Annotated in this window: 22 protein-coding genes; 7 read left to right on the top strand and 15 right to left on the bottom strand. The window is 57.2% G+C overall.

Going from position 1 to position 22,757, the window contains the following annotated elements:
- Positions 1 to 65 precede the first annotated feature (65 nt).
- Positions 66 to 512, bottom strand: a complete 447-nt coding sequence (locus tag ACTQ33_RS05650; RefSeq protein ID WP_441462865.1) for a MarR family winged helix-turn-helix transcriptional regulator — start codon at positions 510 to 512, stop codon at positions 66 to 68.
- Between the two features lie 138 nt (positions 513 to 650).
- Between ACTQ33_RS05650 and ACTQ33_RS05645 the strand changes: the two genes are divergently transcribed.
- The 5 genes from ACTQ33_RS05645 to ACTQ33_RS05625 all read left to right on the top strand — a co-directional run bounded on the left by ACTQ33_RS05645 (position 651) and on the right by ACTQ33_RS05625 (position 6,269).
- Positions 651 to 2,051 carry an MATE family efflux transporter gene (locus ACTQ33_RS05645; RefSeq protein ID WP_441462863.1) on the top strand — a complete coding sequence of 467 codons (1,401 nt, stop codon included), beginning with the start codon at positions 651 to 653 and terminating at the stop codon, positions 2,049 to 2,051.
- Positions 2,052 to 2,150: 99 nt separating this feature from the next.
- Positions 2,151 to 3,029 carry a DMT family transporter gene (locus ACTQ33_RS05640; RefSeq protein WP_441462861.1) on the top strand — a complete coding sequence of 293 codons (879 nt, stop codon included), beginning with the start codon at positions 2,151 to 2,153 and terminating at the stop codon, positions 3,027 to 3,029.
- 61 nt (positions 3,030 to 3,090) lie between these two features.
- Complete coding sequence (locus ACTQ33_RS05635; RefSeq protein ID WP_441462859.1) at positions 3,091 to 3,288, top strand: (2Fe-2S)-binding protein; 198 nt, start codon at positions 3,091 to 3,093, stop codon at positions 3,286 to 3,288.
- A gap of 134 nt (positions 3,289 to 3,422) precedes the next feature.
- The gene (gene hcp / locus ACTQ33_RS05630; protein WP_441462857.1) at positions 3,423 to 5,057 is read left to right on the top strand and encodes a hydroxylamine reductase; all 1,635 of its coding nucleotides are present in this window, start codon (positions 3,423 to 3,425) and stop codon (positions 5,055 to 5,057) included.
- Positions 5,058 to 5,174: 117 nt separating this feature from the next.
- Positions 5,175 to 6,269 (top strand): S-layer homology domain-containing protein, encoded by a 1,095-nt coding sequence (locus ACTQ33_RS05625; RefSeq protein ID WP_441462855.1) that lies wholly within the window; start codon positions 5,175 to 5,177, stop codon positions 6,267 to 6,269.
- A 280-nt stretch (positions 6,270 to 6,549) separates the two neighbouring features.
- Here ACTQ33_RS05625 and jag read toward each other — a convergent pair whose 3' ends face one another.
- The 14 genes from jag to dnaA all read right to left on the bottom strand — a co-directional run bounded on the left by jag (position 6,550) and on the right by dnaA (position 20,771).
- A complete protein-coding gene (gene jag, locus ACTQ33_RS05620; RefSeq protein WP_441462853.1) occupies positions 6,550 to 7,446 on the bottom strand; it encodes an RNA-binding cell elongation regulator Jag/EloR in 897 nt (298 codons plus the stop codon).
- A gap of 41 nt (positions 7,447 to 7,487) precedes the next feature.
- Positions 7,488 to 8,723 carry a YidC/Oxa1 family membrane protein insertase gene (locus tag ACTQ33_RS05615; RefSeq protein ID WP_441462851.1) on the bottom strand — a complete coding sequence of 412 codons (1,236 nt, stop codon included), beginning with the start codon at positions 8,721 to 8,723 and terminating at the stop codon, positions 7,488 to 7,490.
- 42 nt (positions 8,724 to 8,765) lie between these two features.
- Positions 8,766 to 8,978: a membrane protein insertion efficiency factor YidD gene (gene yidD / locus ACTQ33_RS05610; RefSeq protein WP_441462849.1), complete on the bottom strand. Its 213-nt coding sequence runs from the start codon at positions 8,976 to 8,978 to the stop codon at positions 8,766 to 8,768.
- Positions 8,975 to 9,319: a ribonuclease P protein component gene (gene rnpA, locus ACTQ33_RS05605; protein WP_441462847.1), complete on the bottom strand. Its 345-nt coding sequence runs from the start codon at positions 9,317 to 9,319 to the stop codon at positions 8,975 to 8,977. Before rnpA ends, yidD begins: the two co-directional genes overlap by 4 nt.
- 102 nt (positions 9,320 to 9,421) lie before the next feature.
- Complete coding sequence (gene rpmH, locus ACTQ33_RS05600; protein ID WP_441462845.1) at positions 9,422 to 9,562, bottom strand: 50S ribosomal protein L34; 141 nt, start codon at positions 9,560 to 9,562, stop codon at positions 9,422 to 9,424.
- Positions 9,563 to 9,886: 324 nt separating this feature from the next.
- On the bottom strand, positions 9,887 to 11,062 hold the full coding sequence (gene hemW / locus ACTQ33_RS05595; RefSeq protein WP_441462843.1) for a radical SAM family heme chaperone HemW: 1,176 nt from the start codon (positions 11,060 to 11,062) through the stop codon (positions 9,887 to 9,889).
- Between the two features lie 28 nt (positions 11,063 to 11,090).
- On the bottom strand, positions 11,091 to 11,615 hold the full coding sequence (locus ACTQ33_RS05590) for a hypothetical protein (protein WP_441462841.1): 525 nt from the start codon (positions 11,613 to 11,615) through the stop codon (positions 11,091 to 11,093).
- 33 nt (positions 11,616 to 11,648) lie between these two features.
- Positions 11,649 to 14,162, bottom strand: a complete 2,514-nt coding sequence (gene gyrA, locus ACTQ33_RS05585; protein WP_441462839.1) for a DNA gyrase subunit A — start codon at positions 14,160 to 14,162, stop codon at positions 11,649 to 11,651.
- Between the two features lie 36 nt (positions 14,163 to 14,198).
- Positions 14,199 to 16,136: a DNA topoisomerase (ATP-hydrolyzing) subunit B gene (gene gyrB / locus ACTQ33_RS05580; RefSeq protein WP_441462837.1), complete on the bottom strand. Its 1,938-nt coding sequence runs from the start codon at positions 16,134 to 16,136 to the stop codon at positions 14,199 to 14,201.
- A gap of 32 nt (positions 16,137 to 16,168) precedes the next feature.
- The gene (gene remB / locus ACTQ33_RS05575; protein ID WP_441462835.1) at positions 16,169 to 16,438 is read right to left on the bottom strand and encodes an extracellular matrix regulator RemB; all 270 of its coding nucleotides are present in this window, start codon (positions 16,436 to 16,438) and stop codon (positions 16,169 to 16,171) included.
- 4 nt (positions 16,439 to 16,442) lie between these two features.
- A complete protein-coding gene (gene recF, locus ACTQ33_RS05570; RefSeq protein ID WP_441462833.1) occupies positions 16,443 to 17,552 on the bottom strand; it encodes a DNA replication/repair protein RecF in 1,110 nt (369 codons plus the stop codon).
- Positions 17,542 to 17,796 carry a S4 domain-containing protein YaaA gene (gene yaaA, locus ACTQ33_RS05565; protein ID WP_441462831.1) on the bottom strand — a complete coding sequence of 85 codons (255 nt, stop codon included), beginning with the start codon at positions 17,794 to 17,796 and terminating at the stop codon, positions 17,542 to 17,544. Before yaaA ends, recF begins: the two co-directional genes overlap by 11 nt.
- Positions 17,797 to 17,832: 36 nt before the next feature.
- On the bottom strand, positions 17,833 to 18,945 hold the full coding sequence (dnaN, locus tag ACTQ33_RS05560) for a DNA polymerase III subunit beta (RefSeq protein ID WP_441462829.1): 1,113 nt from the start codon (positions 18,943 to 18,945) through the stop codon (positions 17,833 to 17,835).
- Positions 18,946 to 19,460: 515 nt separating this feature from the next.
- A complete protein-coding gene (gene dnaA / locus ACTQ33_RS05555) occupies positions 19,461 to 20,771 on the bottom strand; it encodes a chromosomal replication initiator protein DnaA (protein WP_441462827.1) in 1,311 nt (436 codons plus the stop codon).
- A gap of 207 nt (positions 20,772 to 20,978) precedes the next feature.
- Between dnaA and ACTQ33_RS05550 the strand changes: the two genes are divergently transcribed.
- The gene (locus tag ACTQ33_RS05550) at positions 20,979 to 21,713 is read left to right on the top strand and encodes an ABC transporter ATP-binding protein (protein WP_441462826.1); all 735 of its coding nucleotides are present in this window, start codon (positions 20,979 to 20,981) and stop codon (positions 21,711 to 21,713) included.
- Complete coding sequence (locus tag ACTQ33_RS05545; protein ID WP_441463173.1) at positions 21,710 to 22,630, top strand: SufB/SufD family protein; 921 nt, start codon at positions 21,710 to 21,712, stop codon at positions 22,628 to 22,630. The genes ACTQ33_RS05550 and ACTQ33_RS05545 overlap by 4 nt, the downstream gene beginning before the upstream one ends.
- The last annotated feature ends 127 nt before the right edge of the window (positions 22,631 to 22,757 follow it).

Below are 22,757 nucleotides of genomic sequence, written 5' to 3'. Positions count from 1 at the left end.
TGCGCATATCTTGGGGTTATCCACATATCCACAATTTTATCCACATCTGTCAACAACTGTGGAAATTATTTCAACAGACTCAGTTTATGGTCAACCTGTTGAAATACCCGTTCCAGCACCGCCACCTCCTGATCGCTCAGGTCTTCCGTGAGAAAATGAAAGAATTCCTTCTGGGACTGCCGCAGCAGACGCACCGGCAAAGAGGCCCGCTCAGTCAGGTAGAGATACTGTACCCGCCGGTCCGCTGCCGACTGCACTGTAGTCAGCAGCTCCTGCCGCACCAGGCTTTCCACAGACCGGGAGACGTACGTCTTGGAGAATCCCCGGTACTGGACCACATCCCTGGCGGTGTTGTGTTGTGGATTATTGGCCAGAAACAGCAGTACATCGGCCTCAGGCTTGGCCAACCCCAGCCGATGGGCCGTCTCTTCAATCCGTCGGTTATAGGCCTGAATGGCCTGTTTCTGCATTCGCAGGAATTTTGTAATATGCTCCATGGCAATGACGGCCATACGCGTTCCTCCCAAGTCGTGGACCCCATGCAAATTGGTTGTCATGTAAACTATATTGACAAAAATTAGTTTTTGTGTAAACTATATTGTATCCATCAACGGGTATCTTGTCAATGACCCGGGAAAGAAGTGTTACCTTTGCAACAGAAACAAACGGAAGCGCTGGGTACCCAACCCATCGGCAAGCTGCTCCTGCGGTTGGCGGCACCGGCTGTGGCGGCCCAGATCATCAACCTGCTGTATAATCTGGTAGACCGTATGTACATCGGCCACATTGCTCCCACGGATACGGTGGGCCGGGTAGCCCTGACCGGCGTCGGCGTCTGTCTGCCCCTGATTATGATTATTTCAGCCTTTGCGGCCCTGGCGGGTCAGGGCGCCGCGCCCCGTGCCTCCATCTATCTGGGCAAAGGCGAGACCGACAAGGCCGAGGAGGTCCTGGGCAACGCCACCTCGACCCTGGTTGTTCTGTCCGTGGTGCTGACCGCCGTCTTTTATCTCTTTGCCGAACCCATGCTGCTGGCCTTCGGTGCCAACGACGGTACCGGCAACACCGACAATACGCTGCTGTATGGCTTTGAATACCTGCGGCTGTACTCCCTGGGCACCCTTTTTGTCCTTGTAACACTGGGCCTGAACACCTTTATCAGCGCCCAGGGCTTTACGGTCACCAGCATGCTGACGGTCCTTATCGGCGCCGTCTGCAATATCATCCTTGATCCCATCTTTATTTTTGGATTCCATATGGGTGTTCGCGGCGCTGCCCTGGCCACCATTCTCTCCCAGGCCGTCAGCATGGTTTGGATTCTCAAATTCCTGACGGGCAAAAAAACCACCATCCGCATTCGTCTGCGGTATCTCAAGCCCAACTGGTCCGTATTGCTTCCCAGTCTGGCCCTGGGCCTGTCGCCCTTTATTATGATGGCCACGGAAAGCCTCATTGCCGTGTGCTTCAACACCTCCCTCCGAAAATACGGCGGCGACCTGGCCGTGGGCGCCATGACCATTCTCTCCAGCGTCATGCAGTTTTCCATGCTGCCCCTTCAGGGGCTGACCCAAGGCGCACAGCCCATCATCAGCTACAACTACGGCGCGGGCAACGCCGACCGGGTCCGTCATGCCTTCCGGTTGCAAGTCCTCTGCACCACCACCTTTTCCGTAATGCTTTGGCTGGCGGTACAGTGTTTTCCGGAACTTTTTATCAAAATTTTTAACGATGCCCCAGCCCTGGTGGAAGTGGCCCGTCCGGCCCTGCGGATTTATACCGCCGCCGTCTGTCTCCTGGGCGTGCAGATCGGCTGTCAGCAGACCTTTGTCGCCATCGGCAACGCCAAAAGCTCCCTTTTCCTGGCCCTGCTGCGGAAGGTGTTTCTGCTGATTCCCTTTATCTACATCCTGCCCAACATTCTGCCGTTCCAGAAGACCACCTCTGTTTTTCTGGCCGAGCCTGCGGCCGACATTCTGGCCGTAGCCACCACCGTCACTCTATTCTCCATCCAGTTCCGCCGTGCCATGAAGCGTCTGGAAAATTGTTCCTGACCCTGGAGCAAAATCTTTACGGTTTACCGCATTTACAAGCCAATGAAAATTTGGTATGATATACTTTAATTGGTAAATGAAATGAGGGGGAAACCGGGGATGCTACAGCCAAGAACCATGAATATCTCGGCCATGATACTGTTCGGAACGTTGTCCATTTTTGTCCGGGGCGTTGACCTGAGCTCCCTGGAGACGGCCTTCTGGCGGGGCCTGATCGCCCTGGCAGTATTGTCGCTGCTGCGGCTCGTAACACCCCGCAATGAAACGCCCCCGCTGTCGGGCCGTCAGAAGCTCATTATGGTACTGACGGGCATGGCCGTGGGATTGAACTGGGCGCTGTTGTTTACCGCGTACAATTACACCAGCGTGGCCGTAGCCACATTGGCCTATTACTTTGCGCCGGTACTGGTCATGGCGTTGAGCCCCCTGCTGTTCCGGGAACGGACCACCCCCTGGCAGCTCCTCTGCTTCTTCGCCGCCACGGCAGGGCTGGTTTTGGTCATTTCCGGCGGCGCTACCCTGACGGCGGGCAAGCTGGTGGGGGTGGGCTTCGGCCTGGGCGCCGCCTGTCTCTACGCCACAGTGGTACTGATCAACAAATTTTGTCCCGGCGGCACGGGACTGGACCGGTCTATTTATCAGATGGCGGGGTCCTGTCTGCTGCTGGTGGTGCTGGTGCCCCTGCGGGGCGGCTTCCACCTGTTGGACTGCGATGTGACGTCCCTGGTCAATCTGCTGATTGTGGGCGTTGTCCACACCGGTCTGGCCTACTGGCTCTACTTCACCTCCATTCGGGACTTGCCGGGCACGCAGACAGCCATTCTCAGCTATATCGATCCGGTGGTAGCCATTTTTGTATCCACGTTGTTTTTCCGGGAATCCGTGGCCATTTCCCAGTGGATGGGCGCGGCTCTGATTCTCGGCTTTACGGGGTTGTATCAGGTTTTGTCCATCCGGCGGCCGGCCCCGGCCAAGTGAGGTTGACCCGGTGGACGCTTCGTGGTATGATGAGTCCATCTTGATACAGGAGGGATCGACCATGGTATCCAATGAAATGATCTGTAAATGTAAGCAGGTGTCCTATCTCGATGTGGAAAATGCGCTCCATGAGATGACCCGCTTCGAGGATGTGCTCCAGGCCTTTGACGAGGTCCAGAAGATCACCCACTGCTCCACCGGCTGCGGCGGATGTCACGACAAGATCCTCGACGCCATTTCCCAGATCATGATGCAGTAACCGTCTTTCGCCGCACCGCAGGTGCGGCGAATTTTTTAATTTTTATTTTGTTGTATTTCCAACATACGAATGATTCCACTTCCGATATACTGAACCCATGAATTGAAAAACCCCCGGAAAAAGGAGTTTCTTGTATGGATCAGAAAATGTTTTGCTATCAATGTCAGGAAGCCGCCGGCTGCACCGGCTGTACCAACGCCGGTGTCTGCGGCAAGAAGCCGGACGTGGCCGCCGCTCAGGATCTGCTGGTACACGTAACCCGCGGCCTGGCCGCCGTCACCACGGCTCTACGGGCCCAGGGCCAGGATATTGCCCCGGAAGTCGACCGGCTCATCACCCTGAACCTGTTTACCACCATTACCAATGCCAATTTTGACAAAGAAGCCATCGACGCCCGGACCCGGGAAACCCTGTCCGTCAAGGCCGATCTGCTGAACCGTCTGAGCACCACCGACGGACTGCCCAAGGCCGCTCTGTGGAACGGCGAGGGCGATTGGGAAGCCTATGCCCGCACCGTGGGCGTTCTGTCCACGGAAAACGAGGACGTCCGCTCCCTCCGTGAGCTGATCACCTACGGTCTCAAGGGTCTGTCCGCCTATTCCAAACACGCCAACGCCCTTTTGAAGCAGGACGCCGCCATCGATGCGTTCCTGCAAAAGGCCCTGGCCGCCACCATTGATGACTCCCTGACCGGCGACGATCTGGTTGCACTGGCTTTGGAGTGCGGCAAGTACGGCGTGGACGGTATGGCTCTGCTGGACGCTGCCAACACCAGCGCTTACGGCAACCCGGAGATCACCTCTGTTAACATCGGCGTGGGCAAGAATCCCGGCATTTTGATTTCCGGCCACGATCTGCGCGACCTGGAGATGCTGCTGGAGCAGACCCAGGGTACCGGTGTGGATGTGTACACCCACTCTGAGATGCTGCCCGCCCACTACTATCCTTTCTTCAAGAAGTACCCCAACTTTGTCGGCAATTACGGCAACGCCTGGTGGAAGCAGAAGGAGGAATTTGAATCCTTTAACGGTCCCATTCTCGTCACCACCAACTGCCTGGTGCCGCCCCGCGACAGCTACAAGGACCGCCTCTGGACCACCGGCTGCACTGGGTATCCCGGCTGCAAGCACATTCCCGGCGAGGTAGGGGAGACCAAGGACTTCTCCGCCATCATCGAGCAGGCCAAAACCTGCGCCGCACCCACCGAGATCGAGACCGGCTCCATCGTCGGCGGTTTCGCCCATGCCCAGGTCCTGGCCGTGGCCGATCAGGTGGTGGAAGCCGTCAAGAGCGGTGCGATCACCAAGTTTGTCGTCATGGCCGGTTGTGACGGTCGGGCCAAGAGCCGCGACTACTACACGGAGTTTGCCAAGGCTCTGCCGGAGAGCGCCGTGATTCTGACAGCGGGCTGTGCCAAGTACAAGTACAACAAGCTGAACCTGGGCGACATCGGTGGGATTCCCCGCGTGCTGGACGCTGGACAGTGCAACGACTGCTACTCCCTGGCCGTCATTGCGCTGAAGCTGAAAGAGGTCTTCGGTCTGGAGGATATCAACGATCTGCCCATCGTCTATAACGTGGCCTGGTACGAGCAGAAAGCCGTTATCGTGCTGCTGGCGCTCCTGTACCTGGGGGTGAAGAACATCCATCTGGGCCCCACGCTGCCCGCTTTCCTGAGCCCCAATGTGGCTAAGGTACTGGTGGAGAACTTCGGCATTGCCGGTATCGGTACCGTGGAAGACGATTTGAAGCTGTTCTTTGGCGCATAATGAAAACGTTCCCCTTGGTCGGGGCCGCTGTGCGGCCCCGACCAAATTTTTTCCCTTGTACAATATGCCAACAGTTGTTATACTCAATCTTGAAAATCCATCAAGGAGGGAGCAACGATGAACCATCTGAAATCCCTGGCCGCCACCGCCCTGGCCTTGTCCATGACATTGGGACTGGCAATACCGGCCCTGGCTGCCAACGACATTGTGATTCGGCAGAACTATACCGGCGGCAAACGGGACCTGTTCACCGTGCAGGGCATCACCGCTACATCTACCGTCACCGTCGGTGCAGACTATACCGGCGAAAGCTGTATGCTGCTGCACAAGGGTGACACCAAGACGGTCTACGAAGTGACAGTGGGCCAGCCCGTCATGTTTCATGCCGTGGAACGCGCAGAGATTTTAAGCGCAGAAATCCGCAACGGTCAGGTCTACATCACCGGCGACACAAATCTGTCCGGCCTATTTGACGATCTGACCGTTTCCCAGGAACCTTGGGAGGAAGACCCCACTGTGACCTTTGACCTCTATTCGGGTCCCCTGAATATCAGCAAGGCCGGCTACTATGCCGTATCCGGTTACGTGGGCGGTTCCCCAGTTTCGCCCGATCTGGAGACCGTCTCCACCATTCTCCATGTGGTCGACGCCCCTGCCACAGAGCCGGAAGGCCCCGCCGCCGATACAACGTTCACCGACGTGTCCGCCAACGCCTACTATTCTGCGGCTGTCAACTGGGCCGTGAAACAGGGTATCACCGGCGGAACCAGCGCCAACACGTTCTCTCCCGACGATGCCTGTACCCGCGCCCAGGTCATTACGTTCCTGTATCGGGCTGCCGGCAGCCCCGACGTCAGCGCTTATCAAAATCCCTTCGACGATGTGACCACGGACGATTACTATTACGCCGCCGCCATTTGGGCCGCTGCCAACCGCATTGCCGGCGGTACCAGTTCCACCACCTTCGCCCCCGGCGCCACCTGTACCCGATCCCAGGTCGTGACCTTCCTCTATCGGGCCGCCGGTAGTCCGTCCACCAAGGTGACCGACGCCTTTACGGATGTGGCTCCCACAGATTACTTTGCGTCTGCTGTGGCCTGGGCCGCCGCCAACAACATTACCGGTGGTACCGGCGCCGGCACTTTTTCTCCCAACGCCGCCTGCTCCCGCGCCCAGGTAGTGACCTTTCTGTTCCGGTCCAATGCCGACTGAACCTGTGAAAAACTCCACAGATTTTTAAAAACTGTGGAATTCTTCACAGGGAAAAACCGTCCTCCGCTTTTAGCGGAAGACGGTTTTTTTCAAAATTGTTGCGGTTTTTTATTCAATTCCGGAAAATTCACAACCCCGATGCCGGAAGCTCTGGTGTAGGGGTTATAGTTATCCGCAGATTTACTCCACACCCTGTGGAGTAAATCTGTGTATTACCCGCCGAAGGCGGGTCGCGCAAAATTAAAAAATGCCCCCTGCGCTGAAGCGCAGGGGGCATCGGTTATTTCTCGGTGCTGCGATAGCGGCTGTATGCCACCACAATGCGGCGGTTGGGCTCCGTGCCCGTGGAATAGGTCGTCACATCGGGCGTATCCTGGAGGGCCGCGTGAATCACATGGCGCTCGTAGGCGTTCATGGGCTCCAGAGTGATGTTGCGGCGGTAGCGCACCACCTTACCGGCCACCTTATTAGCCAGACGGGCCAGCGATTCCTCCCGCTTCTGGCGGTAGCACTCGGCGTCGATGTTGATGCGGGCCCGCTTTCCGGCCTCCCGGTTCACTACATAGTTGGTCAGGTGCTGAATGGCGTCCAGCGTCTCGCCCCGGTGGCCGATGAGCATACCCAGACTGTTGCCCACCAGGTCCACGTTGTACACATCGTCGCCGGACTTGACGGCGTGGGGTACCGCATCGGAGCCCATGTGCTCCAGCAAACCCTTGACAAAGACCTCAATGCGCTCCTCGGTGGAACCGGCCTCGGCCACGGGATACTCCTTGACCACTTTCGGCTCCTGGGGCTTGGGGGACTCGGGCTTTTTCTCAGGCTTCCGCTCGGTCCGCTGCGGCTTGGGCGCCGCAGGCGTTTCCGCTTTGGGTGCGGGCGCGGGAGCGGGTTTGGCCTCAAACTTGATCTCAGCCTTGGACTGTTCAGCGGTCTTCTGGGCCTTGGGCTTGCTGCGGGAGGCGGAGGACAGAGCGGCGGCGGGAACGGCCACCGGCTCGTCGGCCTCATAGCTCACCTTGACCTTGGCAGGCTGGGCGCCGAAGCCCAAAAAGCCGGACTTAGGCTGCTCCAAAACCTCCACCGACACGCTGGTGCGGTCCAGCTTCAGCTCCTCCAGAGCGGCGGCAATGGCCAGATCCAGCGTCTTACCGGTGGTAATAATAAACTTTTCCATATTCACTGCTCCTTGCTATAAACGTCAGCTGTTGCAGAGTCTCATTCTTCTTCCAGATTGGCTTGGCTGGTGTTCCGGCCGTAGCGCTGGGGCTGATAAGCACGGCCACGGCAGTAGGGCCGGTCTTCGATGCCGGAGAAGTGACGCTCCTCGTCGGCCTTTTCCTTTGCCAGACGCAGCGCTTCCTTCTGTTCCGCCGTCAGCTTGCCTTCCACCTGGTTGGCTCGCTCAGCTTTCTCTTTGGCAGCCAACTTCTTCTTGGAGGTGTTGGGGTCCGCCGCATCGCCCAGCTTGGCGCGGCGTTCCGCTCGCAGGCGTTCTTTCTCGGCCTCCCGGGCCTCTTCCTCGGCGTACTCCTGGCGGCGAATTTCATCCTCGGCATCGTACACCTTGCGATAGTGCTTTGTCAGGAAGAACTCCTGCACCAGACCGAACAGACCTTGAGTAATCCAGTAGACGGACATACCGGCGGGCATGGAAAAGCCAATCCAGAGGGACATGACAGGCATGATGATATTCATGGACTTCATGGACTGGTTGACGGCGGAAGCCGCGTCGTTGTCCTGCTCACCGCGATTGTTGGTCGCCACAGAAGCGTTGAACTTCTGCATAACGAACATGGAGAACCACTGGGAGGCAGCGGAAATGACGGGCATCAGGAACAGGCCGATCTCCGCCCAGCCGGTCAGGGTCCAGAACTGCCAGGTGGGAATTTTGCCCAGATTGACCCCCAGGAAACTAAAGTTAATGGGAGACAGGTCCACATTGGCCAGAGCCGGAATGGCCGTCTTGACTTCGTCCACATACTGGCCCAGGTAGCTGGCGGCAGCCAGCTGGTGATAATAGGTGTTGCCGCCCAGCTCTACATGCTGGCCGACAATGTTGACAATCTCGGTCGCCTGCTCACGGCTCAGGTGCATCATATAGACCATGGGCTCGCGAATGACCTGATACAGAGGAATCAGGATCAGCAGGGGGATGAAGGCCCACAGACAGCCGCCGGTGGTGGAGACGCCCTCTTTTTTGTAGAGCTTCATAACCTCCATCTGATATTTGGTTTTGTCGTCGCCGTACTTGGCTTCCAGGGCCTTGACCCGGGGGGCCATACGGGACATCTTCATCATGCTTTTCTTGCTCTTGGCGCTGACCGGCAGCAGAATCAGTTTGATGGCAATGCCGAAGAGGATCAGAGCCAGGCCGTAATTGCCGGAAAAGTTATAGAGAAACTCCAGCACATAGCCAAAGGGGATCCGAATGATGTCAGCAATTGAAGTCAAAGTATTCTTCCTTTCCTGTGTGGCTCCAAAGGGACGGGTCCCTTACGGAACCGGATCGAAGTAGTCCCCCTTATAAAAGGGGTGGCAGCGCAGAAGCCGCCGAATGGTCAGCCAGCCGCCCTTCCAGGCGCCGTACTTCTCAATGGCCTCCAGCGCGTACTGGGAACACGTGGGGCTGAAGCGGCACTGTGGCGGAAAGGCGGGCGAGACAAATCGGCGGTAGAAGCGAATGAGGGCTAACAGCAGACGTTTCATAAGTCTCCTTCCAGCAAATGAAGCTTTTTGGCCAGTGCCAGATATGACCGTTCCAGCTGCTGGTACGATGCGTCCACGGCACGGCTGCGGGCCACGACTACAATATCATAGCCGCGGCAGAAGGACCCTTCGTTCAGCCGGTAGATCTCCCGCAGACGGCGGCGCAGCTTGTTGCGGACCACAGCATGTCCCAGCTTGGCCGAAACGGTCAAGCCGATGCGGTTGGTCTGAGAACCGTTGCGGCGGCAGTAGAGTACCAGGTAGCCGTTGGCGGCGCTGGAACCCTTTCGATACAGGCGACGAAACAGGTGATTGAGCTTCAGAGACTTGGAAAATTCCATGGAATTTCTGCCTCCCGTAAATAGACGGAGGGGGCGAACAGAAACAGGTTTCCATTCACCCCTCTAACATTCGCTTCTCGAGCAGTATTCTGCGAGCCGGGATCAGTAGGACAGCTTGGCTCTGCCCTTGGCACGGCGGCGGGCCAGGACCTTACGGCCGTTGGCGGTGGACATTCTCTTGCGGAAGCCGCAGACCTTGGAACGGTAGCGCTTCTTGGGCTGATAGGTACGAACGGTAGCCATTGTGGTACACCTCCTGAGTCAGAATCATGCTCAACAGCCGCCCAGTGCGGCCGCAGCGAGTAAATTTAGGCATAATTTCCCCAAAGGGAAACGATACGAGAGATATTATATCCCATGTGCCTAGGGAATGTCAATAAAAATTCCTGATTTTTTTACAGAACCAATACAATTCCTCAATTTTATGGGATTCTATCGGTTTTGCAAATCCCTGTAGGGATTCCGCGCCATGGGCGGCGCAGTCATCCCGCAGGGAGAACAAGGCTTTGCCCCGGAACCCCTGTAAAAAATCCAGCAGAAACTTTAATTTGCAGGTCTATTGCGGCACTACCGGCCACGGCGGGTCAGAGGCTGGGACCGCTCCTGAAGCTCCAGCAATCCGCCGATGATCCGGTTGGATAACAGAAATCCCTTGGGCGTCAGGTGCCAGCATCCCTCCTCGCAGACAGCCAGACCCTTTTCAGCATAAAAGCGCATCCCCTTTTCCAAAATGTCAAAGGGCAGCAGGAACCGGCTTTCATACTCGTCGCCGTTGATGCCCTGGCTGGTCCGCAGCCGCAGCATCAGATATTCGCCGGCCCGCTCCCGGGGCGCAATGGTCTCGCACTCCGACAAAATCACGCCGCCGCCGTGGACGCCTTTCAGATACGTGTCCAAACTGGCCGCCGCCGTAAACCGCTTTCCAGCAAAATCCGATGAGGCCGAGGGGCCGAAACCAATATATTCACCGCCGGTCCAGTATTTCAGGTTGTGGCGGCAGGCCATGCCCTCCCGTGCAAAATTGGAAATTTCATATTGGGCATAGCCGAAATTCTCCAGCGTCTCCACGGCGTAGAGGTACATATCCGCCTGGGTGTCGTCATCCGGCAGGTTGGCGCTCTCGTAATACGTGGACAACGGCGTACCCGGCTCCACCTTGAGCCCGTAACAGGACAGATGGTCCGGCCGCAAATCCAGAACCGTCCGCAGGGTCTGCATCCACTTTTCTCTGGTCTGATTGGGCAAACCGTACATCAAGTCAAGAGAAATATTCTCAAAACCTGCTTTTCTTGCGTTTTCCACCGCAAAAACGGCCTGCTCATAGGTATGGGGACGGCCCAACGCCTTCAAAACCTCGTCAGCCTCATTCTGGACACCCAGACTCATGCGGTTGAACCCGGCGGAGCGCAGCTTGTGCAGCGTCATGGCGTTGACGGATTCCGGGTTGGCCTCAAAGGTCACCTCACAGTCCCGGTCCATATTGAACCGCTTGCGAATCTCCGCCAGAATCCGTTTCAGACCGTCGGCGCCGAAAAAGGAGGGCGTACCGCCGCCAAAATACACCGTATCCACCAGATAGTCGGGGGCCAGAGCCGCCGTCTCCCGGATGTGTAGAATCAGGGCATGGAGGTACCGGTCCATCAGCTCCTTGCTGCGGCCGCCGCCCAGGGAGTAAAAGTCGCAGTATTCGCATTTACTGCGGCAAAAGGGGATATGGACGTAAACGCCCAGTGTTTTTTCCATAGCATCACCTCGTGGTGGATTTCCCGCATTACCGGCCCCGGAGTTTCCGAACCTCGGCGTCATACTCCTCCCGGGTCAACAGTCCTGCTTCATAGAGCGTTCTGCGGTTTTCGATGAGCCGCGCCCCATTGCTCTGGGACTGGCGGGGCGATTCATAATGGCGATGGGGTTCCGGATTGGGGCAGGACGGTTCTTTTGGCTGGGGTTTTGCCGCCTGCTGTTGGGGCTGCCACTGCTGCGCACGCTGCTGGGTTCTGTTCTCCGCCATGCGCACTGCCTCCTTGACCTGTTTGGATACTTCCTGTTTGGCCTGGAGAATGGGCTCCCGGTACAGCTGCCGGGCCTGCCGAAGTGCCTCGCGGGTTTCCTGCCGGCGCTGCTTTTTACCGGAACCGGCAAACAGCATCACCAGACCGATGATGGCCACAACGAAGCTGGGAACACCCTCGCCGGAAAAGGCGTTGCCCAGACCGGCAAGCAGCAGCAGGATGCCCAGGACCCGGACGATGCCGGTGGCACAGCCGATGGATGTGCCGTTGGTGTTCTGTGCCATAAATTCTCCCCCGTTTCTCTGCCCGGCAAACGGTTATTCTTCCGTCTCCTCGCCGGATTCTTCCTTTTCCACCCGTTCCAACGCAATGACCCGGTTACCCTCGTCAATGCGCATAACAATGACGCCCTGGGTGTCGCGCTTGTAGATGTTGATATCGGAGGCGGCCATACGAATCATCACACCGCCGTCCTCAATGAGCATGACGTCGTCGTCGTCGCAGACCACCCGGACACCGGCGATGGGGCCGGTCTTTTCCGTGAGATTGTAGGCTTTCAGTCCCTTGCCGCCGCGCTTCTGGGGCTGACGGGTGCCATCCTCGCCGGTACGCAGATATTCCTCCACGTTGGTGCGCTTGCCGTAGCCGTTTTCCGTGACGGCCAGCAGCTGCTTGCCCTCCTGGTACAGCTCCGCGCCCACCACCCGGTCGCCGTCTTCCAGACGGATGCCCCGAACGCCCTGGGCGTCGCGGCCCATGGGCCGGACATCGTTTTCATCGCAGCAGAGAGCCATACCGTCTTTGGTGCAGATAAGAATTTGATCGCTGCCGTTGGTTTTCAGCACGGAAATCAGCTTGTCGCCTTCTTCCAGCGTCAGCGCCCGGATACCGGCCTTGCGGGCCGTATGGATGGATTCCATGACGAGCCGTTTGACGGTACCGCCCTGGGTGACCATGAACAGATAGCTGTCCTCGCCAAATTCCCGGGTGGCCAGCATGGCCGTCACCTGTTCGCCGGGCTCCAGTGGCAAAATATTGACGATGGCCGTACCGCGGGCCGTCCGTCCAGCCTCGGGAATCCGATAGCCCTTGCGGCGGTGGACCTTGCCGGTACTGGTGAAGAACAGCAAATAATCGTGGGTGGACGCCGTCACCATGGAGCGGACATAGTCCTCCTCCTTAAGGTTCTGGGCGTTGACGCCACGGCCGCCACGGCGCTGGGTCCGGTAGGTGGAGGCAGGCATCCGCTTGATGTAGCCCTGACGGGACAGGGTATAGCAGCACTCCTCTTCCTCAATGAGGTCCTCGATATCGATTTCGTCCTCCACGTCCTCAATGTCCGTGTGGCGGTCGTCGCCAAATTTTTCGGCAATCTCCAGCAGCTCTTCCTTGAGAACCTGCTTCTGCATTTCCTCGCTGGCCAGCAGCCGGTTGTAATAGTCGATGCGCTCCTCCAGCTCCTTGTACTCGGCTTCCAGCTTCTCCCGGTTCAGACCCTGGAGGGCAATGAGCCGCATGTCGCAGATGGCCTGGGCCTGGACGTCCGACAGGGAAAACCGGTCCATGAGCCGCTGTTTGGCATCGTCATAGCTGGTGCGGATGATGCGGATGACCTCGTCGATGTTATCCTGGGCAATCAGCAGACCTTCCAACAGATGCGCCCGCTCCTGGGCCTTACGCAGATCGTACTGGGTCCGGCGGATGATCACCTGCTGCTGGTAGTGGAGATACTCGTCGAGAATATGCCGCAAAGACAGGATTTTCGGCTGCAATTTGCCGTTGACCTCCGTCAAGGCCAGCATATTGATGGCAAAGGTCGTTTGCAGCTGGGTCTGGGCAAACAGGCGGTTCAGAACCACCTGCGGATTGGCGTCACGCTTGAGTTCGATGACAATGCGCATGCCGTTGCGGTCAGACTCGTCCCGAATGTCGGAAATACCCTCCAGCCGCTTATCCTCCACCTGATCGGCCATGTTCTTGATGAGCATACGCTTGTTGACCTGGTAGGGGATCTCTGTGACGATGATGCGGGTCCGGTCCTTATTGAACTCCTCAAATTCCGTCTTGGCCCGGACCATGACGCGGCCCCGGCCCGTGGCGTAGGCGGCCCGGATGCCGCTGCGGCCCATGATGGTGCCGCCGGTGGGAAAGTCGGGGCCCTGGACGTGCTCCATCAGGTCGATGAGCTCGGCTTCCGGATTGTCCAGCACCTCCACCGCCGCGCCGATGACCTCCCGCAGGTTGTGGGGCGGGATATTGGTAGCCATACCGACGGCAATGCCGCTGGAGCCGTTGACCAGCAGGTTGGGGAACCGGGAGGGCAGCACCTTGGGCTCCTTCCGTGTCTCGTCGAAGTTGGGGTCCCAGTCCACCGTTTCCTTTTCAATATCCCGCAGCATTTCAGCGGAAATTTTGGCCAACCGAGCCTCGGTGTAACGGTAGGCGGCGGCGGGGTCTCCATCGACGGAACCGAAGTTGCCGTGACCATCCACCAGCGGGTAGCGCATGGAAAAATCCTGGGCCAACCGGACCAGAGCGTCATAAACAGAGGCGTCGCCGTGGGGATGGTACCGGCCCAGCACGTCGCCCACGCAGGTGGCCGACTTTTTGAAGGGCTTGTCATGGGTCAGATTGTCCTCGTACATGGCGTAGAGGATGCGCCGGTGGACCGGCTTGAGGCCGTCGCGGACGTCGGGCAGCGCTCTGCCCACGATGACCGACATGGCGTATTCGATATAGGACTTTTCCATCTCCTCCACCAGCGGGGCGGAGACGATGGTCTGATCCGGGAATCGAATCTCCTCGGGATCGTATTGTGGTTTCTTGCTCATGTATGTGCCTTCCTTTTCTCGTTGGCGATTGGAAACTTAGTAGTCGAGATTCACAGCATATTTGGCGTTTTTCTCGATGAATTCCTTACGCGGCTCCACCTTTTCGCCCATGAGGATCGTAAAGGTCTCGTCGGCCTTCACCGCGTCCTCCAGGTCGATGCGCTTGAGCGTTCTGGTGGCCGGGTCCATGGTGGTCTCCCACAGTTCGTGGGGGTCCATCTCACCGAGGCCCTTGTAGCGGCTGATCTCCACCTTGGCGTTGGGGTTATCGCCGCGCATTTCAGCGGCCACTTGCTCCCGCTCTTCCTCGGAGAATGCCACCCGCTGCTGCTTGCCGCGGGTCAGTTTGTAAAGGGGTGGCACGGCGGCGTAGACATAGCCGTGCTCGATGAGGGGCCGCATGAACCGGAAGAAGAAGGTCAAAAGCAGCGTCCGAATATGGGCGCCGTCCACGTCGGCATCGGCCATGATGACGATTTTATGATACCGCAGCTTGTTCAGGTCGAACTCGTCGCCGATGCCCGCACCCAAGGCGGTGATCACCGGCAGCAGCTTGTCATTGCCGTAGACCTTATCGGCCCGGGCCTTTTCCACGTTGAGCATCTTGCCCCAAAGCGGCAAAATGGCCTGGAATCTGGAATCTCTGCCCTGGGTGGCAGAGCCGCCGGCGGAATCACCCTCGACGATATACAGTTCCGTCAGTTCCGGGTTGCGCTCATTGCAGTCGCGGAGCTTGTCAGGCATACCGCTGCCGCCCAGCGCCGTCTTGCGGCGAATGGACTCGCGGGCCTTTTTGGCAGCCTCTCTGGCCCGATTGGCCATCATGGCCTTTTCCAGAATGACCTTTGCCACCTGGGGATGCTCTTCAAAGTAAGTGGTCAGCTGCTCATTGACGATGTTGTCCACCAGAGTACGGATATAGGCGTTGCCCAGCTTGGCCTTGGTCTGGCCCTCAAACTGGGCCTCCGTCAGCTTGACAGAGATGATGCAGCTGAGACCCTCACGGCAGTCCTCGCCGCTAACCTTGTCGGCGTCGGTTTTGATGATGTTGTTTTTCTGACCATAGGCATTCAAAACGCGGGTCAGAGCCGTCTTGAAGCCTGTCTCGTGCATACCGCCTTCGGGCGTATGAATGTTGTTGGCAAAGGAAAGGATGGTCTCGTTATAGCTGTCGTTATACTGCATGGCCACCTCTGCCATGGCGTCGCCCTTCTGGCCCTGCATATAGATGGCCTCGGGATGCAGGGGCGTTTTGGCCCGGTTGAGCCAAGTGGCAAACTGCCGGATACCACCCTCATAGTGCATGGTGTCCTGCTGCTCCATTCCCGGACGCCGGTCGGTGGTGGTGATGCGGAGACCGGCGTTGAGAAATGCCTGTTCCCGCATTCTCGTATGCAGAATGTCATAGTCATAGACCAGATCATCGAAAATTTCCCCGTCCGGCTTGAAGGTGACGGTGGTGCCGGAATGGTCCGTGGTGCCGATGACCTTCATTTCCTGGGTGATGTTGCCCCGGGAGAATCTCATCTCGTAGATTTTGCCGTCCCGATGGACCTGGACCGTCAGCCACTCGGACAGAGCGTTGACGACACTGGCGCCGACGCCATGCAGGCCGCCGGAAACCTTGTAGCCGCCGCCGCCGAATTTACCGCCGGCATGGAGCACCGTATAGACAACCTCCAACGCGGGCCGTCCCGTTTGGGCCTGGATATCCACAGGGATGCCGCGGCCGTTGTCGGTGACGGTGATGGTATTGCCCTCGTTGATGGTGACGGTGATCTCCGTGCAGAAGCCCGCCAGGGCTTCATCGATGGCGTTGTCCACAATCTCGTAAACCAGATGGTGCAGGCCCGACGAGGATGTGGAGCCGATATACATACCGGGACGCTTCCGCACCGCTTCCAGGCCCTCCAGAACCTGGATTTGGGCCGCGTCGTATTCCTGCTCCAGCAGGGGATTCAATTCTTCTGCCATGCTATGCGCTCCTAACTTGATGGTTGGAAAACCTACTTGGTTTGTTTCTGACCGGCGGCTTCGCAGCGGGCCGCCACGGTGGCCGTGGAAAACTGGGTCAGATACACCCGGTCCATGGTGAACTCCCGGGTCAGAATAAAGGCTTTGGGCAATTCATCGGTGACGGTGACCACCTGGCCCCCGTCCTCGGCCTGCTTGAGAAAGGCCCGGGTATCCTTGGAACTGGTGGTATTATCCAGGTCAAAAATGCCGATGATGGACGAGTCCCGCAGGGACATGTCGCTGCCAATGGGTAAATACATCCGTTCACGCTCCTTCCAGCAGCGCGCCGTGTTCGATGGTCAGCACTTTGCCGATCTCCGTCACGCGGCTGCGCTCACAGCAGGTGATAAACACCTGGCCCGAGGCGATGCGGTTGAGAATAAAGTCCTGCCGGGCCGGGTCCAGCTCCGACAGTACATCATCCAGCAGCAGCACCGGTTCCTCGCCGGTGTCCCGCCGGAAAATTTCCCGCTCGGCCAGCTTTAAGGAAATGGCCGCCGTGCGGATCTGGCCCTGAGAACCGTAGCCTTTCAGACTGACGCCGTCCAGCAATACGTCGAAATCGTCCCGATGGGGGCCGGAAAGACACTGGCACGATTCCAGCTCCGCCCGATAATGGCTGTGCTGGTGTTCCAGCAGCTTTTGCAGCACCTCCTGCTGAGGGGCCAAGGGGTCGGGAATATTGGAAACCGTCTGGTAGGTGACGGTCAAATGCTCTTTTCCGCCGGAAAACTCCTGGTGAAAATCGGCGGCCAGCTGGGCCAGCCGCTCCATAAATCGTGCCCGATAGGCAATCAAAATTGCACCCACCTGGGCCATACGGAGGTTGAAGTCCGGCAGCGTCTCCAACAGGGATGGATTTTGAAACCGGTCCTTTAATATCCGGCTTTTGTGGTCGTGGAGGCGGGTGTATTGGGTCAGCGCCCGCTCATAACCGGGCCGCAGCTGGGTCAGGGCGTTGTCCAGCAGCCGGCGCCGGGCCGACGGGCCCATTTTCAGCGTCAGCAGATCCTCGGGGCAAAACAGCACCGTGGTGAGAATGCCGGGCAGCTCCGCCGCCGTTTTCTGGCGGACACCGCCGATGTACAGCTGTCGGGACCGGCGGCCGGGAAACAAAACGGCCCGAATGGACTGTTCCCGTCCCTGGGAAAACAGCTTCGCCTCCAATTCCGCAAACTCCGCCCCCATTCCGATGAGCTCCTGCTCCTTCCGGGTACGGAAGGAGTGGCCCATGGACAGATAGGTGATGGCCTCCAGCAGATTGGTCTTTCCCTGGGCGTTGTCCCCGACAATCAGGTTGACGCCGGGGACAAAGTCGGCCGTCAGCGATTCGTAGTTGCGAAAGCCCCGCAGCCGCAGCTGCTCAAGCCTCATGGGCAGTCACCTGCCAGCGGTTGGGACCAAAGGAGACCACGTCGCCGGGATACAGCTTCCGGCCCCGGCGGGTCTCCGTTTCTCCATTGACGGCAATTTCCCCGTTCTGAATGAAATTCTTGGCCATGCCGCCGGAGGAAACCGCGTCACAGAACTTCAAAAAGTCCTGCAACTTGATAAATTCCGTGTGAATGGCCACGGGAATGGGGGCATCCGATTGTTTTCTGGTGACGCGAACTTTCATAACCAATCGTCCTTTACAAAATGTTGCGCTCTGCTCTTACATGGATTCTTTCAATCGAACCGGCAGAACCATATAGGCAAACTGGTCGCTGCCGTCGGTGGGGGTCAGGACAATGGGGCTCAAGCCGTTGCTCAGCTCCAACGTAACCTCCTGGGCGGGAACGGCCTTCAAGGCATCCAGCAGATAGCGGCAGTTGAAGCCGATCTCCAGATTTTTGCCGTCGCCGGCCACGGGGCACACATCGTGGGCCGCACCGATGGTGGTCACGGTCTTGAAATCGGCGCTGTTGTCGGAAAAGACACAGCGGACCGGGCTTTTGAGCCGTTCGGAGACGATCAAACTCACACGCTCGATGGAAGCGTTGAGCTGTTCCACATTGGCCGTCAGCTTGATGGGATTTTCCGTAGGCAGCACCCGCCGCCAATCGAGGAATTCACCCTCCAGCAGGCGGCAAACCAGGGTAGCCTCTCCGATCTGAAACATCAGATGCTTGCTGCCCAGGGTAAACCGGGCCTCCTCATCGGTATCGCCCAGAATTTTTTCCACTTCCTTCAACGCGGCGCCGGGCGCCACAAAGGTCATCACGCGGCCGGAGGCCTCTTCAAAATGGAACCGGCGCAGCGCCAGACGGTAACCGTCCACGGCCACCACAGTCATATCTTTTTCGGTGACCTCAAAGCGACAGCCGGTGTGAACCGGACGGGTCTGGTTTTCCGATACGGCAAAAATGGTACCGGAGATCAGCTCCTTCAAGGCCCGCTGGGGGATGGAAACGCCGTTGGCGTATTCCACATCCGGCAGTTCCGGATAGTTTTCGGCGTCGGTGGCAGTAATGGTAAAGGAGGAAATGCCGCAGCGGATGGATACTTTGTAGCTGTCATCCACCGAGACGGTGACTTCCTCATCGGGGAGCTTCCGCACAATATCGAAAAACAGACGGGCAGGCAGAATACAGGTACCGGTTTCCACAATCTCTGCCGGTACCGAAACGGTAATACCAGTCTCCAAATTATAACCAGTGAGTTGTAACTTCATGCCGGCATGGACGTGAATGCCTTCCAGGGCCGCCATGGGACTCTTCGGGGCCACCGTCCGGGAGGCCACAGAAATAGCGGAAACCAGAAGCGCTTTTTCACAGACAAATTTCATGAACAGTTCCTCCGTGTTGTCTCTCTTAGTAGAAAGAAAGGATTTTTTAGTAGTTGCAGTAGTCGTAGAAGAAATTTATGTGGAAAACTGCCGCAAGCCCTGTCGTATCAACGGTTTTTTCTCCACAGGCCCCTGTGTATTCCACAGGAAGTTTTCACAGTCCATTGTGGAGAAAATTTTTTCTTTCAAAAAACCGCAAATTTTCCACAAAAATTACCTAACATTCCACAAGCCGCTGTGGAAAACTTTTGGCGTGACAAAATCCACTGCCGGAGCCGACAAAAAACACTCCGGCGTTCCTGTGAAGCACAGTGTCCCCATCCATCTCCGCAACAATGCAAAGCATGGATTCAAAGCTTACTGCACCAGTTCAGTTGCGCTGCACTGTTAAATGTCAAATGCAATCTATATCCAAATAAAGTTTTACTCGATTTTTTTCAAAAAATCGCGGTTTCCAAAGGCAGCGCCTTTGGTCGCGCCTCGCAGGGCGCGAAATACCCCTACATCAGCACCTCTTACAACCGATTGTTGATGTTGGCGGTGATGTCGCGGATGGTTTCGGCCAGGACGCCGCCCTGATCCATGGCTTTTTCGACCTTACGAATGGCATAGATGACGGTGGAGTGGTCTTTGCCGAATTCGCGGCCGATGTCGGGAAGGCTCAAATTGGTCAGTTGCCGGATCAGATACATAGCCACCTGACGGGCTTCGGCGGTGCCTTTGTTCTTGAGGGTGCCCCGGAGGGTGCTCTCCGGAATGGAATAGAAGCGGCTGACCTCGGAAATGATGAGACTGGGGGTGGGGAGGGCTTCTGTTTTGCCCTTGTACATGTCCTTGATGGCGCGGGAGACCGACGGCACATCAATATTCATGCCGTTGAGCTTTTGATAGGCCATAATCTTTTTTACGGTGCCTTCAATCTGCCGTACATTGGAGGTGACGTTTTCGGCAATATAGGCGCAGACGTCGTCGGGCATTTCCAATCCCAGGGACGTGGCCTTGTTTTTGATAATGGCCATGCGGGTTTCGTAATCGGGAGGGATAATATCGGCCTGGAGACCCCACTGGAATCGGGTTTTCAGCCGGTCCTCCAGCTTGAGCATCTCCTCGGGGGGACGGTCGGAGGTGAGGACAATCTGCTTTTTGGCCTCGTAGAGCGTATTGAAGGTATGGAAAAATTCCTCCTCCGTGGAGGCCTTGCCGGCAATAAACTGAATATCGTCCATCAGAAACAGGTCGGCATTGCGGTATTTGCTGCGGAATTCGATATTCCGGCCTTCCTGTAGGGCGGCCACCAGTTCATTGGTGAATTGATCGCCCTTGATGTACACAATATTATAGTTGGGATGCTGCTTGTGGATTTCGGCGGCAATGGCGTAGAGCAGGTGGGTTTTGCCCAGGCCCGAAGGGCCGTAGATCAGAAGGGGGTTATACGCGCCGGCGGGGTTGTTTGCCACGGCCACGGCCGCCGCGTGGGCAAACCGGTTGGATGAGCCAACCACGAACTTTTCAAAGGTAAACTCCGGGTTAAACTCCACAAATTTCGGCTTTTCCATGCGGCTTTTGTATTCTTCCACATTCTCTTCCAGCAGGACAACCACCTCGACCTCCTGGTTGTAAAGCTCCCGCATGGCGTCCTGAATGTATTCCATGCAGCGCCGCTGGATCACATCCTGCTGATATTCGTAGGGTGTGGACAGAATCAGCTGATGGTCGGTGATCTCCACCACATTGGTATCGTCAAACCAGGCGGATGTGGCCGCAGCACCCATTTTATTTTCAATATGGCCAAGCACCTTGGCCCAAATAAACGCGGCAGAAGGCATGGGCCCCTCCTTTCCCCCAGTAAAAATGGGCATATAAAATCAACCTATTCTATCACAAAAGACGGTGGTCCGCAAGTAGTTATCCACAGGCCCTTGTCTATAACCTGGAAAACCAGCGGACGCAGTTGCAAAGAAAAAGGGACTGTGTTACAATATCGGCAAACTATGCCAACAAAATTCGAGTGCGATTGTTGAGGTTATGAACAGATGCTGGAAATCAAAAATCTCTCGGTGACTGTCAACGACGAAAACGGCAGAGCCGATATTTTAAAAGACATCAATCTGACGGTGGAGGACCGGAAATTTATCGTCATCACCGGCCCCAACGGCGGCGGTAAAACCACCCTGGCCCGGGCCATTATGGGACTGGCTCCCGTTACCGGCGGTTCCATCCTCTGGAACGGCACGGAGCTGGCCGATAAAACCGTGACGGAGCGGGCAAAGCTGGGCGTTTCCTACGGATTTCAGCAGCCGCCCCGGTTCAAGGGCATGAAGGTGGCGGATCTTCTGTCCATTGCCGCCGGCCGGAAACTGAACCACGACGAGACCTGCTCCTATCTGACGAAGGTGGGCCTGTGCGCCCGGGACTATCTGGACCGGGATGTGGACGCCAGTTTGTCCGGCGGCGAGGTCAAGCGCATTGAAATTGCCACCATTCTGGCCAGAAAATGTCCTTTGATGATCTTTGACGAGCCGGAGGCCGGCATCGATCTCTGGTCTTTTGCCCGTCTGACGGAGACCTTCTCCGAAATCCATGCCCAAAAAGAGGCCACCATCCTCATCATCTCCCACCAGGAGCGCATCATCCGTCTGGCCGACGAGATCATCTTGGTGGCCGACGGCCATGTGAAGGACCGGGGTCCCGCTGAAAAAATCTATCCCCAAATTCTCGCAGACACCGTTTCGGGCTGCAACCGGCTGGAGGTAAACGGAACATGCTGAACGACGTACAAAAGCACATTCTGGAAGTGGTCGCCGCCATGAAAAACGGCGAGACCGATGGCGCGGTGAACATCCGCATCGACGGCAAAAAGGCCCATCGGGTCAACTCCGAGCACATCCGCATTGAATCCAAAACCGACAAGGACGGCATCGACATCCACATTGCCCCCTTTACCAAGCATGAAAGCGTCCATATTCCCGTGGTGCTTACCGAAAGCGGCTTCCATGACAAGGTTTACAACGATTTCTATATTGGAGAGGGCGCGGAGGTCAACATTGTCGCCGGCTGCGGCATCCACAACTGCGGCTGCGATGACTCCCAGCACGACGGCGTTCACACCTTTTATGTGGGCAAAAACGCCAAGGTCACCTATTCGGAGACCCACTACGGCGAGGGAGAAGGCGGCGGCAAGCGGATTCTGAATCCGGAAACCATCCTCTACCTGGAGGAGGGCGCCACCGTTACCCTGGATACCACCCAAATCAAGGGTGTGGACGACACCAAGCGGTACACCAAGGCCGTTTTGGGCAAGGACGCGGAAATTGTCATCACGGAAAAGCTGCTGACCCACGACAACCAGTATGCCGAAAGTGAAATGGACGTGTTTTTAAACGGCGAGGGCTCCAAAACGCGGGTAATCTCCCGGTCGGTGGCCCAGGACAACTCCGTTCAGGTGTTCTATCCCCGGGTGGAGGGCAACGCCCCCTGTTTTGGACATGTCAGCTGCGACGCGATCATCATGGGCGAAGCCAAGGTCAAGGCCATCCCCGCCATCTCCTGTAACCATGTGGATGCGGGCCTGATTCATGAAGCGGCTATCGGCAAAATTGCCGGCGACCAGCTGCTGAAGCTCATGACCCTGGGCCTGACGGCGGAGGAAGCCGAGGAGAAGATTCTCGAGGGATTTTTGCGGTAAACAGGGCTGTTTTCGGGGGCGCTGTCCCCGAATCCCTGCGATTTTTTGAGAAAAATCGAGTAAAACGTTCTCTGCGCCATGCTCTGTGTAGGGCATGGCGCGGATTTGTGTGGAAAACAGACATAAT

The organism is Candidatus Avoscillospira sp. LCP25S3_F1 (assembly GCF_052117125.1).
Classification (GTDB): Bacteria; Bacillota; Clostridia; order Oscillospirales; family Oscillospiraceae; genus Avoscillospira_A.
This window is presented reverse-complemented; position numbering and strand designations above follow the sequence as displayed.

Coding starts and splice junctions, on each gene's coding strand:
- ACTQ33_RS05650 (WP_441462865.1), bottom strand. CDS start 512: ATGGCCGTCATTGCCATGGAGCATATTACAAAATTCCTGCGAATGCAG.
- ACTQ33_RS05640 (WP_441462861.1), top strand. CDS start 2,151: ATGCTACAGCCAAGAACCATGAATATCTCGGCCATGATACTGTTCGGA.
- ACTQ33_RS05635 (WP_441462859.1), top strand. CDS start 3,091: ATGGTATCCAATGAAATGATCTGTAAATGTAAGCAGGTGTCCTATCTC.
- hcp (WP_441462857.1), top strand. CDS start 3,423: ATGGATCAGAAAATGTTTTGCTATCAATGTCAGGAAGCCGCCGGCTGC.
- ACTQ33_RS05625 (WP_441462855.1), top strand. CDS start 5,175: ATGAACCATCTGAAATCCCTGGCCGCCACCGCCCTGGCCTTGTCCATG.
- jag (WP_441462853.1), bottom strand. CDS start 7,446: ATGGAAAAGTTTATTATTACCACCGGTAAGACGCTGGATCTGGCCATT.
- yidD (WP_441462849.1), bottom strand. CDS start 8,978: ATGAAACGTCTGCTGTTAGCCCTCATTCGCTTCTACCGCCGATTTGTC.
- rnpA (WP_441462847.1), bottom strand. CDS start 9,319: ATGGAATTTTCCAAGTCTCTGAAGCTCAATCACCTGTTTCGTCGCCTG.
- rpmH (WP_441462845.1), bottom strand. CDS start 9,562: ATGGCTACCGTTCGTACCTATCAGCCCAAGAAGCGCTACCGTTCCAAG.
- hemW (WP_441462843.1), bottom strand. CDS start 11,062: ATGGAAAAAACACTGGGCGTTTACGTCCATATCCCCTTTTGCCGCAGT.
- ACTQ33_RS05590 (WP_441462841.1), bottom strand. CDS start 11,615: ATGGCACAGAACACCAACGGCACATCCATCGGCTGTGCCACCGGCATC.
- gyrA (WP_441462839.1), bottom strand. CDS start 14,162: ATGAGCAAGAAACCACAATACGATCCCGAGGAGATTCGATTCCCGGAT.
- gyrB (WP_441462837.1), bottom strand. CDS start 16,136: ATGGCAGAAGAATTGAATCCCCTGCTGGAGCAGGAATACGACGCGGCC.
- remB (WP_441462835.1), bottom strand. CDS start 16,438: ATGTATTTACCCATTGGCAGCGACATGTCCCTGCGGGACTCGTCCATC.
- recF (WP_441462833.1), bottom strand. CDS start 17,552: ATGAGGCTTGAGCAGCTGCGGCTGCGGGGCTTTCGCAACTACGAATCG.
- yaaA (WP_441462831.1), bottom strand. CDS start 17,796: ATGAAAGTTCGCGTCACCAGAAAACAATCGGATGCCCCCATTCCCGTG.
- dnaN (WP_441462829.1), bottom strand. CDS start 18,945: ATGAAATTTGTCTGTGAAAAAGCGCTTCTGGTTTCCGCTATTTCTGTG.
- dnaA (WP_441462827.1), bottom strand. CDS start 20,771: ATGCCTTCTGCCGCGTTTATTTGGGCCAAGGTGCTTGGCCATATTGAA.
- ACTQ33_RS05550 (WP_441462826.1), top strand. CDS start 20,979: ATGCTGGAAATCAAAAATCTCTCGGTGACTGTCAACGACGAAAACGGC.